This window comes from Pararhizobium polonicum, from assembly GCF_001687365.1.
In the GTDB taxonomy this organism is placed as follows: Bacteria; Pseudomonadota; Alphaproteobacteria; order Rhizobiales; family Rhizobiaceae; genus Pararhizobium; species Pararhizobium polonicum.
The window spans coordinates 13,427-28,660 of sequence record NZ_LGLV01000009.1; the positions used below are offsets into that span (position 1 = coordinate 13,427).

Genomic DNA, 15,234 nt, shown 5'->3' on the forward strand with positions numbered 1-15,234 from the left:
CAAGTGTTCGATAGTGGAAGCGATCACCCAGGGGAAGCGACCGCCCCAGGGTGTATTGCGAGTGGCACTTTTCCGGCACCTGCGTGAAGATGGTTGTCATCGCGCTGTCTCTTCCTGACATCAGGATAGTCGGCGGCCTTCGACGGGATGGTGCGGGTCGGACGGAGCCAGCGTGGAGGTTTTGCCCGGCGAGACGAGAAGGTCGATGAAGTCCTCGTCCTTTTTGTCATAGGGATATTCGAGAGCGTCGAGATAGTCCTGCCACTGCTCGAAGGTACGCGGCCCGACGATGGTGGAGGAGACCAGCGAGTTGCGCATGACCCATTGCTGGGCGATATGCGCCGATTTTGCGCCCTTGTCCGCCGCGTATTTTGCCAGTTTTTCGGCAACCAGAAGTGATTCCGGCCGCCATTCGGCTTCCATCATCCGCACGTCGCCGCGCCCGGCGCGCGTTTCGGCATCCGGAGCCGCGTTCGGCTTGTATTTTCCGGTGAGGATGCCGCGCGCAAGCGGGCTGTAGGTGACGGCGCCGAGTCCGAAATGGTTTGCTGCCGGCAGATGCTCCACCTCGGCTTCGCGGTTGACGAGATTATAGAGCGGCTGCGTGGCGACCGGTCCCTGGATGCCGGCCTGCGCGGATAGGGCAACCGTCTCCGCCATGCGCCATGCCTTGAAGTTCGACACGCCGAAGTAGGTTATCTTTCCGGCATGGATGAGGTCGGCAAAGGCCAAAACCATCTCGGACAGCGGCGCTGCAAAGTCTGCCTTGTGAATATAAAGCAGGTCGATGTGGTCGGTGCCCAGGCGCTTGAGGCTGGCATCCACCGCCTGCAGGATCCACTTGCGGGACATGCCCTTTTCGTTCGGCCCGGTGCCCATCGGGTTTCCGACCTTGGTGGCGAGAACCCAGTGGTCGCGATCCCTGGTGACAGCGCGTCCGATGACGCGCTCGGATTCGCCGCCATTGTACATGTCTGCGGTATCGATGAAATTGATGCCGGCATCCCGCGCCGAGTCAATAATGCGGCCGGAGGTTGCCTCATCGGTCGCGCCGCCGAACATCATGCCTCCAAGGCAGAGTTCGGAAATCCGCACGCCGCTTTTTCCCAGGTAATTGTATTTCATCGTTGCCTCGTATTCTTCGACCTATCACATGCAGGCGGTCTAGCAGCTGAGGGAGCGCCGACAAACATCGGATCGGAGCCAGTCAAGAAGTCGTGCGCATATGTCCATGCGGGCACGGCTTCGTGCGCCTAGTGTCGTCTGCAGCAGGGTCGAGGATCCAGGCGGCGAAATCCAAACACGAGGTAAGGCTATGAACATTCCCATTCACCCGAAAGGCTGGGTCGAAGGCAAGACACCAAACGGGACCCGGCATCTGAACTGGGGTATCAAGGCCGGCAATCAGATCTTCGTTGCCGGAATGCTGTCAACCGACCCCTATGACGGCAGTATTGTTGGTGTGGGCGACATTGAGGTGCAGACCCGCCGGGTTCTCGACAGCATCAAGGACGTGATTGAAGCCGGCGGCGGCACCATGGCCGACGTGACCTTCAACCAGATATTCCTGCGGGATCTTGCCGATTACAACAGGATGAACGCGATCTACGTGCAGTATTTTCCGGATATCCTGCCCGCCCGTTTCTGCGTCAAACTGGATATGGTGAAGCCGGAATTCCTCGTCGAGATCGCTACGACGGCCGTCATTTCCTGACGTTTTCGCCGGCATGCCCCTGAGCGAACGTGTGGTCGCCCGTGGCCGCACGTTTTCTCTTTGGGATCACCGCCTGTTGCAAAAGAGGATGATCGCGCCGGACGCGACGATCATCAGGGCACCTATGGTCGTCGAGAGAGCGGGGATCTCCTGAAAGATGAGGAGCCCCGCCGCCAGCGCCCAGCACAGCTGGGTATAGGTGAGGGGCGCGAGCGTGCTTGCCGGCGCATGACGGTGCGCGAGCACCAGAAGAAAATGCCCCAGACCGCCGACGAACCCTACGGAGGCGAGGGAAAACCAGCTGGCAAGGTCTTTCGGCCAGACCCATACGGGGACGACGGCGACGGAAAGCACGGCTGACGGTAGGAAGACGGCCATCATGTTGAGGCTGAGAGCCGTATCCGTTTCAAGGAGCCGTTTCGACAAAAGCACATAGAAGGCATAGCTGAGGACGTGTCCGATGGCGAACATCGATCCCGTCTTGAACACATCGCCGCCTGGGCGGATGACGACGAGGGCGCCGATCAGCCCGGCCAGCAATCCCGCCATGATCGGCAGGTTCGTTCTCTCGCGGAAGAGCAGGATCGAAAAAGCGGTGATGACCACCGGGCCGAGCATGACGATGGCCTGGTTTTCTACCAGCCCGAGGCTGCGAAGCGCAAGGAAGTTGAAGGCTGTGGCGCTGAGCAGCAACGCTGCGCGAAGCAACTGGAGGGGAAGACGGACAAGGCCCCAGTTCGCCGGATTGGCGGAGGGGCGAAACAGCACGATCGCGGTCACCACCGCAAAGGCATAACGCCCCCATACCACCTGCAGAACGGGCAGGTCCCGTGCGGCATATTTCGCCGCCGGATCGATAAGCGCAATGCACATCACGCCAGCCAGCATGATGAGAATGCCATGCCGTGTCTCCTGTGAGGCCATATCGGCAGTGGCCTGCGCGGCCGGTGCATCATGTTCCATGCGAGCCGTGGCACTCTTCGAGATGTCAGGCACTGCGTGCATTCAGGTTGACGATGCGTGGCGACCGTTTCGCGCCTTGCGTCTTATCGCATCCCGTTTCGTGCCAGCGCCAGCTTTCACGGTGCTGCGACGGCGACAGGCCAAACAGATCCTTGAAAGAGCGGCTGAAATAGGCGGAATCGTTGAAGCCCCAGCGGAAGCTGATTTCGGAGATGGATTGTGGGAAATAGAGTGGATCCATCAATTCCTCGTAGGATCGTTCCAGCCTGCGGCGGCGGATGTAGTGATTGACGTTTTCACCAGTTTCCTCGAACAGCTTCTGCAGGTATCGAACGGATATGCCGAGCTGCAGGGCCGCGCCCGATGGCGATAGCTCGGGGTCCGACAGTTGAGCCTCGAGCAACTGCGTGGCCCGCAGAACGATGGCGTTCTTCGCCGTCGAGCCGTGAATGACGTTGCGCGCGGCGCTGGCCGTGAAAACGGCTGCAAACAGAAACTCGGTCATTGCTGTTTCCAGCGGACGGATTTCGTCGCTGGTGATTTTCAGGATCTTGTCGGACGCACTCCGCAAGAGATCGGCGAGGAATTCCGTCGATCCATGTTCGGTGACGAGCGGGCTGGCGACAAGCGAGGTCGGCACGGATGCGAGCCGTGCGCCGGAGCCGCTTCGCGGGAAAGAGACCCAGTTCAGGCGAACATGGGACAGCGACGTCAGCACCATTTCGCGGGCGGTCTTGCCGTAGAGCAAATCGCCTTTCTGGAAGGCAAGCATGCCCCGTTCCGTTTTCAGGGTGCCGTTGCCGTCTGCAACCTGCAGCAACCAGAGCCCGTTCGACAGAGCACGATTGTCGAAGATCAGCCGTTGTGCCGAGATATCGAGGCTGACGAGTGTAAAGCGCCAGGGCGTGACGGCTGCACTCAGCCGTGCAGCGAAACTGCCGGCCGATGTGTCGGCGACCACCGTGCATCCAAGTGGGGAGAGAAAGGAAGACCAGGCGCTCACGCGCTGGTTTTCCGGCAGTGTCTGCGCAGAGAATGTTGTGATGTTCAGCATCGGTCGATCATCTCATTTCTGGCCGCGCAGGAAAGGAATGCCGATCTCGCTCGGCCCGGCATTGCTTTTGCCCAGCAGAACCCAGGCGATCAGTGCCAGAAGAAAGGGCGACATCAGAAGCAAAGGCGGGGAGATGGAAAGGCCGATCGCCTGGCCCTGATATTGCAGGGCATCGGCGCAGCCGAACAGCACGGATGCCAGCATGACAAGGATCGGGTTCCATCGGCCGAAGATGACAACGGCGACGGCCAGATAGCCACGGCCGCCGGTGATGTTATCGACGAAGATCCCGCCTGACGCGACAAGTGTCAGATAGGCGCCTGCGATCCCGGCCAGAAGGCCGGTAAACAGGATGGCTGAGAAACGCACGGCGGTGACCGAAATCCCCGCTGCATCGGCAGCCCCGGCCCCTTCGCCGACAGAGCGGATAACAAGGCCGAGCCGTGTGTAGCGGATCACCGCCCACAGCATGACGGCGATGACGACGCCGGCGTAGAGGATAGGGCTTTGCGAGAACAGCGCCCGCCCGACGACCGGAATATCGGACAGATAGGGCAGCCGCAGCATCGATACGGCACGCAATGACGGCACCAGATAGGCGGGATCAAGCGAAAGTTCGCGCAGGAGCGATGTCAGGCCAAGCGCCAGAATATTGAAGCCGATACCGACGACGATCTGGTCGGCGCGCAGCACGGCAACCGTGATGGCAAGCACCGCTGCTGCCCCGATACCCCAGAGGCCCCCCATCAGTACGCCGGCATAGGGCACGCCGGTCAGTTGCAGTCCGAGCACAGCGCCGAAGGCGGCAAACAGCATGAGGCCTTCCAGGCCGATATTGAGTACGCCTGTGCGCTCGGAAACAAGTTCGCCCAGTGAGGCAAGGAGGATCGGAGCCGCAAGCCTTATGGCGGACGCGAGAAAAAGGCCGAAGGTTACCGCGTCGAAGACCATAGCGGGCGTCCTTTCAGGAATCTGTAGCCATGGATGCAGGCGAGAAAGATGATCGGCAGGCTCGCCATGATCTGGGCCAATGCGGCCGGGATGCTGAGCGCACTCTGGAGCGCAAGCGTGCCGCTGTTGATCGCCCCGAAATAGATCGCAACGATGACGGAGCCGAGTGGTTCGAGGCTGCCGAGCAACGCGATGGCAAGGCCATCAAAGCCGAGATTGGAGCTGAAACCATCGATCAGGCGATATTGTACGCCCAGCACTTCCACCGCGCCGCCGATCCCGGCAATGCCCCCGGAAATCATCATGGAGCTGAGGATGAGCTGCGATAGCGGCATGCCTTGCAGGCGGGCTGCGCGCGGGCTCAGCCCAGCCGCGCGCAGGCGGACGCCGAACGTGGTGTGGTAAAGCATGAACCAAACGGCAAGAGCAACAACACCCGCCAGCACGACGCCGGCATGCAGCCGCGTGCCGGAAAGCAGAATGGGCAGGGCCGCGCCGTCTGTGATCTTGGCGGACATGTTGAAGTCCGAATCCGGCGGTTGCAGTGGACCCTGCACGAGATATTTCACCAGATAGATGGCAATGAAATTCATCATCAGCGTGACGATGATCTCGTCTGCACCGCGCCAGAGCTTCAGAACCGCCGGGATAAGGCCCCAGACTGCGCCGAACAATGAGCCGCAAACAATGGATATCGGCAGCAGCATGTAGCCAAGCGATGCCGGCAGTATTGTTGCCGGTAGAACCGCACCGATCGCCCCCAATTGCAGCTGGCCCTCCGCCCCGAGATTGAAGAAGCCGCAACGCAGCGCGACGAGAGCCGCAAGCGCGGTCAAAAGCCTTGGCGTCATGAACACCAGCGTATCGGCGATCGCCCTCTGCGACCCGAATGCACCATCGAACATCACGGCAAAGGCAAGCTGGGGAGCGACCCCGAGGAACGACAGGATGAACAGGCCGATCGCGATGCTGGAGGCGAATGCCGATAGCACCAGAAAGGCATTGTTTGCCGTCACGGCGCTGATCGATTGGCGGGTTCGCGCAATCACCGAGGATGCCCGGGGCGAGAAGATCGAGTTCATGAGCGGTGTTCCGTCCGGGTTTGCCTGCCGCCGGTCATCAGGTCGCCGATGTCTTCGCGTGAGGTTGTACTGGTCACTTCACCAACGGTGCGCCCGGCAAAGAGAACGACGATGCGGTCGCTGATGCGAATGATCTCGTCGAGATTGCTGGAGATGATCAGCACCGCCTTGCCGGCGTTGGCTGCAAGCCGCAGTTTCTTCAGAACGTCTTCGCTGGCTGCGACATCGAGGCCGCGCGTCGGCTGATAGACGATCACCACCGGTGCATCCTCGTTCATCGCGCGGGCGAGAACGATCTTTTGCTGGTTGCCGCCCGACAGGGTACGGGGCGTGACATGAATGGAGCGCGTTCGCACATCGGACTGCGTGCGCATATGCTCGGCGGCGGCATTGATCCTTGAATGGATCAATCGTCCACGCTTTGCATAGGGCGTCTGGCCGATCTTGTTGAGAAGCAGGTTGATGGACACGGGCAGGTCAAGGACGAGGCCCTCGTGATGGCGGTCTTCCGGCACCAGTCCTGCAAACGCGCGCCCATCCTTATGGGCATGCCGGGCTTCGACGGTGCCGCTGTCGGGTTTTCTGAGGCCAGCCAGAACCTCGAAAAGTTCGCGCTGGCCATTGCCTTCCACGCCGGCCACACCGACGACTTCGCCGGACCGCAGTGTCAGTGAGGCGCCGCGCAGACCGGACGAGGATTGCGTGGGCGCGACATCGATATTCTCCAGGCGCAGCTCGATCGGGCCCTCGGCGCCACCCTCGCGTTCAAGCGGAGCCGTCAGATCGATGTCCTTGCCGACGATCTCGCGAACCAGATCGCTGCGCTTGCGGTTGCCGACGGGTGCGCTGCTGATCAGCTTGCCGCGCCGGATGACCGAGACATGCTGGGCATGGTCCAGAACTTCCTCCAGATGATGGGTAACCACGACCACGGCCCGGCCCTCAGTGGCGATCTGCGTCAGAACCCCGTAGAAGGCGTCGATCTCGGCGGGATTGAGGATCGTCGTCGGCTCGTCGAACAGGATCAGTTCCGCCCTGTTGATAAGAGCCTTGAGAATTTCGACCCGTTGCTGCAGAGACAGCGGCAGCGAGGACACGATGGTGGAAGGATCCACCGGCAAGCCGAAGTCATCGGCTATCCTTGCGATGTCGGCATCGTTGCGTAGCGTCTTGCGAATGGTGGCCGGTGCTGCGAGGCGCAGGTTTTCGGCAACAGTGAAACTTGCCACCAGTTTGAAATGCTGGTGGACCATGCCGATGCGGTTGGAAATCGCATCGGCCGGGGACCGGTGGACGACCTGTCGACCATCCAGCAGAATGCCGCCCATATCGGGCTGATGCATGCCGAAGAGAATGTTGAGAAGGGTGCTTTTTCCGGCCCCGTTCTCTCCCAGCACCGCGTGAATTTCCCCCCGCCGGAAAGCAAGGGTGATGTCTTCGAGAACCGGGTGGCCCGGCACGAAGCTCTTGGACACTGCGGTCAGTTCGACAAAGGGGCGGCTGCGCATGGTCTTGCTCAATCCGGCTTCATTTCTCCCTTGGCAAGCTTGTCCATCAGGGCGAAAACCGCGGTTTCAACTTTCGCATCGACATGCTTGAAGGGCTTGCTCAGGGTCCAGCCATTATTGGCCAGCGTCTCCTGATAGATGGTGCCGCCGAGCTTGCCTTCCGTCATCAGCTCGCCCATCTCGTCGTAGGATTTGTCGAAGTTCAGCACCGTGCTGGTGATGATGGCGTTCGGATAGCTCGCGCTCTGATCCATGTAGGCGCCAATGGTGTGAGCGCCTTCCTCATCGGCTGCCTGCTGGATGCCGGCATCGGCAAGATCTGAGGATGGCAGGAGAATATCCGCACCCCGCAGGATCACCCCTGTCGCCACTTCCTTGGCCTTGGCCACGTCCGTAAACGAGCCGGTGAAAACGGCATCCATCTGGATGTCCGGAACGAGCGCCTTTGCACCGCGCAGCGTATATTCGTGGGTGCGCTTGGCAGACGGGATTTCTTCGCCGGAAATGATCGCGATATGCTTGCTCTTGCTGGCCGCCGCTGCGATCGCGCCCTGCACATAACCGTATTCATCCCAGTTCACCGACCACGCGGTGTAGTTCTTCAGATCTCCCGTCGATGCGGCATAGCTATAGAGAACGAACTGCGTATCGGGGAACTCCTTGGCGACTTCCTGGATTGCTGCCGAATAGCCGGAGCTGTGGCATATGATCATCTTGACGCCGCGGGAGGCGAGCTGGCGAAGGAGGGCCGGCGCTTTTTCATAAGTCGCATGTTCGATGAAAGACGGTTTGAAACCATATTTCTTCGCCATCTTGTCGAAGGCGGCATAACCCGGCGGATCCCAGTTGCCCTGGGTTATGGCGCCGGTGAAAAGAGCAGCGACTTCGCCCTTTTCCTGCGCGTAGGTTATCGAGGGGGTGAACGCCACAGTGGCAAGCATGCCAGCCGCCGCAAGCCGCAGAAGCATTCGCCGCTGGTGTGAGAAAATCATTTTCCGCATGTCATTCCCCTTGTTTTTAGGATTGAACGGCTTGTTGTCCGGTACGAATGCCGGATTTCATCAGGCCGGGACCATGACCACGAGGTCGATCTCGAGCAGAAGTTTGGGATCGGCCAGCCCGGCCACGTGAATGAACGTGCTGGCCGGCAGCTCAACACCGTCGAAAAAGGCAAGCCTGCCGCGATGGATGGCGGGTGCGAATGCCGGGTCGGTCACATAAGTGACCGTCTTGACGATATCATCAGGCGTCGCGCCGAGCCCCGTGAGGAGCAGGCCGATATTCTTGTAGGTCTGTGCCACCTGAGCATCGATATCGCCTTCGCCGATGACGTCGCCGTTCTCATCCCACGAGACCTGACCAGTCGGAAAGATCGGCGTTCCGGGACGAACCTTGACGTGGTTGTAGTAGGTCTGCTGCTTGAGGCCTGCTGGATTGATGGTTTTCATGACAATCGCCCGTGCTGATGCGCATAGGCTGTTGTGGTGACGCCCGCTTCGTGCAGACCTTGCACGACCTTGATGCCGATCGTTTTCAGGTCGTCGATGAAATCCGGAACGATGACAGTCACGCCGTCGAGATCTGCATTCTTGACGATATAGGCCAGCTTGTCGGCGATGGTCTCCGGCGAGCCGATCAGGGCCGCCGGAGACATCGAATTACGCTCCTGGCCTTGCGAGATGAAGCGTTTCGCCATGGTGTTCTGCTTCAGGCTTGGGTCGGAGGAATATTCGCGCGTCTGATTGTCCAGTGCTTCGACGTCCACGCCGGAATTGTAGTAATCGACACGTTCCTGGGCTTGCCTGTCGGTCGCTCCCGGGACGATCGTGAAGAGGCCGTAAGTCTTGAAATCGGTCCGTCCGACCTCGGCTGCGAGCTCCTTGGCGCGCAGCCCCGTCTTCACGAAATCGTCGCGGTTGCTGCCGAGCAGGAAACTGCCTGTGCAGTTCTTGATGGTGAAGCGGAAGCCGCTGTCGGAGGCACCGGCACAGATGATCGGTGGCGCCTTGCGGGGCTTCGGGTTCGACATGCAATCATCGAGCTTGTAGTGCTTGCCCTCGTGGTTGACACGCTCCTCGCTCCACAGACGCTTGGCGACGGTAATCCATTCCTCCGCCAGTTCGTAGCGGCCCGAATGGTCCAGATCGCGCCACAGCCCCATCTGCCCCTGATCGACCGGATTGGAGCCGGCAACCAGGTTGAGGCCGAAGCGGCCGTTGGAAATCTGGTCGAGCACCGCGACCATCTTGGCAACGACGGCCGGGTGAAAGATCATCGTGTGCACGGTGCCCCAGACACCGATACGGCTTGTCGCCTCGGCCAGGCCTGCCATCGTTGTCAGCGACTCAAGCGTGATGTCCCAATGCTGGCTGGGCCCGCCGTAACCGCGCCACTTGGCCATGCTGAGCGCAAAGTCGAAGCCGAGTTCTTCTGCCAGCAGCGTCACTTCCTTGTTGTACTCATAGGTCGCGGGAAGCTGCGGGCTTGTTGTCGATGTGATCCAGCCGCCATTGCCGACGGGCAGGAAGACACCCAGTTCGACGGATTTTCTATTTTCACTCATCACTGTACCCTTCAGTCTGGCAAGCTTGGCGTGTCTCTATTGAGGTGACGCTAGCAGCAAAATTTTTGAACAAGTAATCGAATGTGGCCCATGTCATGTTGCTGTTTTGGCAACGCGAGACCTCTGGTTGTGCCTCTCAGGACAGTTGTGTGGATGATTTGGTCGCTGCCTGGAAGGCCTTGACGAGCCGCTTGAGGAACTCGTTTGCCGCATAGGACAGCTGCCGGTCGCGATGAACACAGACGGCTGCCGTCGCTTCGGAAAAGTCGCCTTCCTGAATCGGAATGGCTCGCAGACGCCCGTCGCTCAACTCCTTGCGCGCAGCCAGGGCCGGCGCGATCGCAAGTGTCCTGCCTGTGATCGCCATCGCCTTGGTCAGCTCGAGATTGTTGGTGGAAACGAGAATGTCGGGGGTGAGCTTGCTTTTGGTTGTCGCATGGTCGAACAACTGGCGGAGCCCGAAACTGGTGATCGGCAGGGCGATCTGCTGGCTGCATATTTCGGCAAGGCTGAGGCTTTCCCGGCTGGCAAAATCATGGGTGGGGCTGACCATGCACATCACCGGCTCGGAATATTGTGCCACGATTTCAATACCGGGCCTGCCCTTGACGTTGTAAACAATGCCGATGTCAGCCTCATCCCGGGTCAGGGCCTCCGCAATGCGGTCCGACGATTCCGAATAGACCGAGAACTTGATCGCCGGAAACTGCTCATTGAAATCGGCGATCGTGCGCGGCAGAAAGTCCATGATCAGGCCTTCGATGACCCAGATCTTGACCTCGCCCAGCCTAAGCCCCTTCAGGCTGCGGATACTTTCCTGTACCCGCTCCATGTCGCGGAACATGTGGCGGGTAAAGCGTTCCAGCACCAGACCCGCCGGGGTGAGCTGGATGCCGGTATTGGTCCGCTCCAGAAGCAGAGTGCCCAAGGATTGTTCAAGAATGGCGATCTGACGGCTGATGGCCGATGGCGCGACGTGCAGCCGGTCTGCGGCCCGTCGTATCGATCGCGTCTCGGCAACCTCGTTGAAATATTTGTACGTGTTCAAATTCATGGTCGGTCTCCATCGTCCGGTTGGAACAGACAAAGCAATCTCTATGCCAATCGTTGCATGTGGCGTTCGAAAAACGGCAACGCGGCTGACCGCATATTGATCTACTTTCCGGGCCGGCGGAGTTGTTATGCATCACGTCGTCGTCTGTTCATCTTGCAGTCGCCGCCGCGCTTTCAGCATTCCGAACCATTGCCGGACCATCGGCGGGCTCGCTTGGCATTCCGTGAATTCGCTGGCAGCCGTTGCAATGCAAGGTCGTGCAGACGCCGAGAAAGCATCCAGTCCATCTGGCCGCGCATTGCACAAAGGCGCCGACAGCTGGGGAATCAAGGAGTCGGAAAAATGCCTTTCGCGACGGTCGATGGCTCACAATTCTACTATGACATCGAGGGAAGCGGTCCGCCGTTGCTTCTGGTCACAGGCCTTGCCGGCGTGGCGTCCTATTGGGACCCGAACATGGCCGAACTCAGCGAACACTTCACCGTCATTCGTTACGATCACCGCGGTACCGGGCAGAGCGTTCGCTCCGAGCAGGACTATACCATCGAGCTGCTGACCGACGATCTGGTCGGCCTGATGGACGAATTGGGCATTGAACGCGCGTCCTTCCTCGGCCACTCGACAGGTGGCGCGATCGGTCAGGTGCTGGCGGCTCGTCATCCGGGCAGAGTCGACCGGATGGTGCTTTACGGATCCTGGTCCACTCTTGGTGCGCAGATGCGCCTTTGCATGGAGCTGCGTCTCGATCTGCTGCGCGCCTATGGCGTGGAGGGCTACCACAAGGCATCGCCGATCTTTCTCTATCCACCGCGTTTCGTCTGCGACCATTGGCCGGCACTGGCAGATGGTTTTCTCGCCGCCGTCGCCAATTCGACGACGATATCCATTCTTGCCGCCCGCGCCGAGGCGGTGATCAAGCATGATGGATCGCCATATCTGGCCGATATCTCGTCCCCGACGTTGGTTCTCGTGGCCAAGGACGACATTCTCACTCCGGTGAATGCATCCGAAGAGCTGGCCAGGCGCATTCCGGGTGCCACTCTGCAGGTCCTGTCCTACGGAGCCCATGCCGTTTCGGCTTGCGAGCCACAGGCCTTCAATCGTGCCGTTCTGTCCTTTCTGCTCAATCACGGCGTCCGCGACGAGTTCGATAAAGTGCAGGCGAGCGCCGCCGGGCGAGCCTGAAGTCCCAAACGGAGGCGATCAATGCAGGTACATTCGAATGCAGTCAGGGCGAATGCCGATGCGCCGCCGAGCCCGCATGGCGATCTGAAGGGCGCGTTCCGCAATGGGATGGCGCGGTTGGGGTCGGCTGTGACGATCGTGACAACCGACGGCCCCGCTGGTCGGGCAGGGTTTACCGCGACTGCCGTATGCAGCGTGACCGATTCTCCACCCACCTTGCTCGTCTGCCTCAACCGGGACGCCTCGGCGCATCCGGCCGTCATGGCGAACAAGGTGGTTTGTGTGAATGTCGTCAGCGGTGACGATGAAAAATTATGTGGATTGTTCGGAGGCAAAACACCGGCAGAGAAGCGGTTTTCGGCAGCATCCTGGTCGTCGCTCGAAACCGGCGCTCCAGTACTGAACGGTGCCCTGGTCTCTTTCGACTGTAGAATTTCCTCGATCTGCGATGGCGGCACGCATGATATTCTGCTGTGTGACGTCCTGCGCATCAGCGAAAGCAAAGACAAACGAGCGCTGATATATTTCGATCGCGCCTATCACAGCATTTGATGGCAGCGCTGGATTGGAAAAGATCTCAGCCGGCCGCTGCCAGTGTTCCGATGAACTTATGCGATGCTCCGGTTTCACTTGCAGGACAAATTTTAGCTGATTGTCTTCGTGTGCATGCGAACGCAACACGTGCCGCTACGGCTCGCAGGGCAACTGTAATGACGTGCACCTTCTTTAGGCGGGAAGGCGGGCTGCGGATTGGCTTTTTAGGGTGTGATTTCAGGGTATCGAGGCGTGGCTGGTCTTCGGCGCCCGATTTTTCGGCAGGGCTTTGCGCGGGGTTTAGGCAAAGGTTGCCGTGTTGCCTTTTCGGCAACGTGCCCAGCATCACTCTCGATTAGATCGAACACGAAAGCGCTGATAGCGTGACAGACAATGCGAGCCGCCGGATCGCCGTCCGCGGAGCGCTCCATTCAAGAACTGAGGGAAACGAGATGGGTCGGCTGATCATAAAAAACGGCATGGTTCTGACGCTTGACGAAGCGGGTACATATCACGAAGCGGCCACCGTCATCGTCGACAACGATCGTATCTCGGCAATCGTGCCAGCGGACCAGACGTTTGAATGCGGCGCGACTGATGAGGTTATCGATGCGACCGACAAGATCGTCATGCCGGGCCTGATCGACCTTCATTACCACACGGCCATCGGCAAGGGTTTCAACGACCACATGCCGTTGTGGGAGTATCTTGATGAATGCTGGTATCCGCTAATCCGCGCTCTCGATCCTGAAGCTGCCTATTGGGCGGCGCTGGCCAGTTATACGGAATCGGTGAAGTCCGGCGCGACGACCGTCAACGACATGTATCGCCAGCTCGATTCGCTTGCGCAGGCGGCCGACGATATTGGTATTCGTGCCGTATTGTCCAATGACGTCGCCTCGCCGGAGCACGATCTCGACAGCCTGCAGGACAATTACGATGCCTATCAGCGCAATCACGGCAAAGCCAATGGCCGTGTGGAAGTCCGCATCGGCATCGAGTGGCTTCCTCTGGCGTCGCGTGAATTGCTACGCGATGCGCGGGCCATGGCTAACGATCTGAAGACCGGCATTCACGTCCACCTCAACGAGTCCAAGACCGAAGTCGACTTCTGCCTGGAGAAGTTCGGCCGGCGTCCAACGGAGCTTGCCTATGACATGGGTCTTCTGGGCGCAGACACCATTGCCGCGCATTGCGTCTGGCTGAGCGACGACGAGATCGCAATGATGGCGGAGACGGGAACGCATATCTCGCACAATCCGAATTCGAACGCCAAGCTGGGCAATGGCATTGCGCGCGTGCCCGAGATGATCGCGGCAGGTATCAATGTCGGACTTGGGCACGACGCTGTCGAGTGCAACAACAGCGCGGACATGTTCGAGGTCATGAAATATGCCTCGCTTCTTCAGCGTGCGAGCCGCATCGACGCCAGCCTGATGCCGGCAAAGGACGTTCTGCGCATGGCCACCAATAACGGCGCCAAGGCGCTCGGCCATGAAACAGGTCAGCTCGCCGTTGGCAAAAAGGCGGACATCATTCTGGTGGAAACCCAGAGCGCGATCTTCACGCCGCTCTTGCGTGACACACCGGTTCACATGACCAGCCACCTTGTCTTTGCGTCGAACGGCAGCGTCGTCGATACCTCGATCATCGATGGCAATGTCGTCATGCGGGGGCGTGAACTGACACGTGTGGACGAACGCAAGATCGTGCGCGAAGCCAATGCCGCTTTCCGGCGGATCAAGGACAAGATGGTCGTCAAGAGAAGCCAGGCCTGATTCGGATCCCCTTCAAACGACCTACGGCGATGCACTCAGGATCTCTGCACGCTGGCATAGAATTATAGGAAGACTGAAATGCAGAAAATCGATTTCGACTACGGCTTGTTCGGCAAACTGCGCGCCGCCGCCAACGAGGAATGGTCCGGTTATGTCAACCACCCCTTCGTCAAACAACTGGCCACCGGCGCGTTGCCACAGCCATGCTTCAAGCGTTTCCTGACACAGGATTATCTGTTCCTTATCCATTTCGCCCGCGCTTATGCGCTGCTGGCCTACAAGAGTTCGACGATCGGTGAGGTTCGATCCGCCACCAAGTCGCTGAATGCCATTGTTGACGAGTTGCCCGTTCATGTCGGCTACTGCACGTCCTGGGGGCTGACCGAGGAGATGATGCAGACCGAGCCGGAAGCGCCCGAGACCATGACCTACACCCGGTTCGTGCTCGATATCGGCCTTTCCGGTGACATTCTCGATCTGATGGTCGCCCTCATTCCCTGTGTGGCCGGCTATGGCGAGATAGGCCAGATCCTGATGTCGGAAGAGACGACCGTGCTTGAGGGCAATCCCTATGGCGACTGGCTGCGCAACTATGAGGGCGAGCATTATCTGCAGAGCGTGCAGGACGCGATCAATGCATTGGACGACGTCGGCAAACGTCGCGGTGCGGAAGCGCGGTTCGATCGACTCCTGCAGATCTTCAGGACGGCAACCCGCCTTGAAGCCGATTTCTGGCAGATGGGGCTCAATGCCGAGCGTGCTGCTCTTTCTGTCGCGGCAGAATGAGCCGGTCTGGCCTCGGATAATGGGAGACTACGGCAGATGGGGAATACCTTGAGCGCATATCA

At 59.6% G+C, this 15,234-nt stretch carries 15 protein-coding genes; 5 read left to right on the forward strand and 10 right to left on the reverse strand.

What is annotated here, in order from left to right; translation table 11 throughout:
- Positions 1-120: 120 nt before the first annotated feature.
- Complete coding sequence (locus ADU59_RS14940; protein WP_068954943.1) at positions 121-1,125, reverse strand: aldo/keto reductase; 1,005 nt, start codon at positions 1,123-1,125, stop codon at positions 121-123.
- A 190-nt stretch (positions 1,126-1,315) separates the two neighbouring features.
- Between ADU59_RS14940 and ADU59_RS14945 the strand changes: the two genes are divergently transcribed.
- Positions 1,316-1,714, forward strand: a complete 399-nt coding sequence (locus tag ADU59_RS14945) for a Rid family hydrolase (protein ID WP_068954944.1) — start codon at positions 1,316-1,318, stop codon at positions 1,712-1,714.
- A 66-nt stretch (positions 1,715-1,780) separates the two neighbouring features.
- Here ADU59_RS14945 and ADU59_RS14950 read toward each other — a convergent pair whose 3' ends face one another.
- From ADU59_RS14950 to ADU59_RS14990, 9 genes are all read right to left on the reverse strand, one after another.
- On the reverse strand, positions 1,781-2,677 hold the full coding sequence (locus tag ADU59_RS14950; RefSeq protein WP_068954945.1) for a DMT family transporter: 897 nt from the start codon (positions 2,675-2,677) through the stop codon (positions 1,781-1,783).
- 25 nt (positions 2,678-2,702) lie between these two features.
- A complete protein-coding gene (locus ADU59_RS14955; protein ID WP_068954946.1) occupies positions 2,703-3,731 on the reverse strand; it encodes a helix-turn-helix domain-containing protein in 1,029 nt (342 codons plus the stop codon).
- A gap of 12 nt (positions 3,732-3,743) precedes the next feature.
- The gene (locus ADU59_RS14960; protein ID WP_068954947.1) at positions 3,744-4,682 is read right to left on the reverse strand and encodes an ABC transporter permease; all 939 of its coding nucleotides are present in this window, start codon (positions 4,680-4,682) and stop codon (positions 3,744-3,746) included.
- Positions 4,664-5,764, reverse strand: a complete 1,101-nt coding sequence (locus tag ADU59_RS14965) for an ABC transporter permease (RefSeq protein WP_068954948.1) — start codon at positions 5,762-5,764, stop codon at positions 4,664-4,666. The genes ADU59_RS14960 and ADU59_RS14965 overlap by 19 nt, the downstream gene beginning before the upstream one ends.
- Entirely contained in the window at positions 5,761-7,284 is a 1,524-nt protein-coding gene (locus ADU59_RS14970) for an ABC transporter ATP-binding protein (RefSeq protein WP_202970073.1), read from the reverse strand. The genes ADU59_RS14965 and ADU59_RS14970 overlap by 4 nt, the downstream gene beginning before the upstream one ends.
- A complete protein-coding gene (locus tag ADU59_RS14975) occupies positions 7,281-8,273 on the reverse strand; it encodes a BMP family protein (protein WP_202970074.1) in 993 nt (330 codons plus the stop codon). The genes ADU59_RS14970 and ADU59_RS14975 overlap by 4 nt, the downstream gene beginning before the upstream one ends.
- Positions 8,274-8,333: 60 nt before the next feature.
- Positions 8,334-8,720, reverse strand: coding sequence for a RidA family protein (locus ADU59_RS14980; RefSeq protein ID WP_068954950.1), 387 nt, complete (start codon positions 8,718-8,720; stop codon positions 8,334-8,336).
- On the reverse strand, positions 8,717-9,835 hold the full coding sequence (locus ADU59_RS14985) for an LLM class flavin-dependent oxidoreductase (protein WP_068954951.1): 1,119 nt from the start codon (positions 9,833-9,835) through the stop codon (positions 8,717-8,719). The genes ADU59_RS14980 and ADU59_RS14985 overlap by 4 nt, the downstream gene beginning before the upstream one ends.
- A gap of 136 nt (positions 9,836-9,971) precedes the next feature.
- Positions 9,972-10,889 carry a LysR family transcriptional regulator gene (locus tag ADU59_RS14990; RefSeq protein ID WP_068954952.1) on the reverse strand — a complete coding sequence of 306 codons (918 nt, stop codon included), beginning with the start codon at positions 10,887-10,889 and terminating at the stop codon, positions 9,972-9,974.
- Between the two features lie 342 nt (positions 10,890-11,231).
- On the opposite strand from ADU59_RS14990, the gene ADU59_RS14995 reads away from it, so the two are divergent.
- From ADU59_RS14995 to ADU59_RS15010, 4 genes are all read left to right on the forward strand, one after another.
- Positions 11,232-12,074, forward strand: coding sequence for an alpha/beta fold hydrolase (locus tag ADU59_RS14995; protein ID WP_068954953.1), 843 nt, complete (start codon positions 11,232-11,234; stop codon positions 12,072-12,074).
- 21 nt (positions 12,075-12,095) lie between these two features.
- The gene (locus tag ADU59_RS15000) at positions 12,096-12,626 is read left to right on the forward strand and encodes a flavin reductase (protein WP_068954954.1); all 531 of its coding nucleotides are present in this window, start codon (positions 12,096-12,098) and stop codon (positions 12,624-12,626) included.
- Between the two features lie 434 nt (positions 12,627-13,060).
- The gene (locus ADU59_RS15005; protein ID WP_083198282.1) at positions 13,061-14,386 is read left to right on the forward strand and encodes an amidohydrolase family protein; all 1,326 of its coding nucleotides are present in this window, start codon (positions 13,061-13,063) and stop codon (positions 14,384-14,386) included.
- A gap of 78 nt (positions 14,387-14,464) precedes the next feature.
- Positions 14,465-15,172, forward strand: coding sequence for a TenA family protein (locus ADU59_RS15010; protein ID WP_068954955.1), 708 nt, complete (start codon positions 14,465-14,467; stop codon positions 15,170-15,172).
- Positions 15,173-15,234 lie beyond the last annotated feature (62 nt).

Bases quoted from the DNA above. Each gene is read 5' to 3' on its own strand.
- ADU59_RS14940 (WP_068954943.1), bottom strand. From the start codon at position 1,125: ATGAAATACAATTACCTGGGAAAAAGCGGCGTGCGGATTTCCGAACTC.
- ADU59_RS14945 (WP_068954944.1), top strand. From the start codon at position 1,316: ATGAACATTCCCATTCACCCGAAAGGCTGGGTCGAAGGCAAGACACCA.
- ADU59_RS14950 (WP_068954945.1), bottom strand. From the start codon at position 2,677: ATGGAACATGATGCACCGGCCGCGCAGGCCACTGCCGATATGGCCTCA.
- ADU59_RS14955 (WP_068954946.1), bottom strand. From the start codon at position 3,731: ATGCTGAACATCACAACATTCTCTGCGCAGACACTGCCGGAAAACCAG.
- ADU59_RS14960 (WP_068954947.1), bottom strand. From the start codon at position 4,682: ATGGTCTTCGACGCGGTAACCTTCGGCCTTTTTCTCGCGTCCGCCATA.
- ADU59_RS14965 (WP_068954948.1), bottom strand. From the start codon at position 5,764: ATGAACTCGATCTTCTCGCCCCGGGCATCCTCGGTGATTGCGCGAACC.
- ADU59_RS14975 (WP_202970074.1), bottom strand. From the start codon at position 8,273: ATGCGGAAAATGATTTTCTCACACCAGCGGCGAATGCTTCTGCGGCTT.
- ADU59_RS14980 (WP_068954950.1), bottom strand. From the start codon at position 8,720: ATGAAAACCATCAATCCAGCAGGCCTCAAGCAGCAGACCTACTACAAC.
- ADU59_RS14985 (WP_068954951.1), bottom strand. From the start codon at position 9,835: ATGAGTGAAAATAGAAAATCCGTCGAACTGGGTGTCTTCCTGCCCGTC.
- ADU59_RS14990 (WP_068954952.1), bottom strand. From the start codon at position 10,889: ATGAATTTGAACACGTACAAATATTTCAACGAGGTTGCCGAGACGCGA.
- ADU59_RS14995 (WP_068954953.1), top strand. From the start codon at position 11,232: ATGCCTTTCGCGACGGTCGATGGCTCACAATTCTACTATGACATCGAG.
- ADU59_RS15000 (WP_068954954.1), top strand. From the start codon at position 12,096: ATGCAGGTACATTCGAATGCAGTCAGGGCGAATGCCGATGCGCCGCCG.
- ADU59_RS15005 (WP_083198282.1), top strand. From the start codon at position 13,061: ATGGGTCGGCTGATCATAAAAAACGGCATGGTTCTGACGCTTGACGAA.
- ADU59_RS15010 (WP_068954955.1), top strand. From the start codon at position 14,465: ATGCAGAAAATCGATTTCGACTACGGCTTGTTCGGCAAACTGCGCGCC.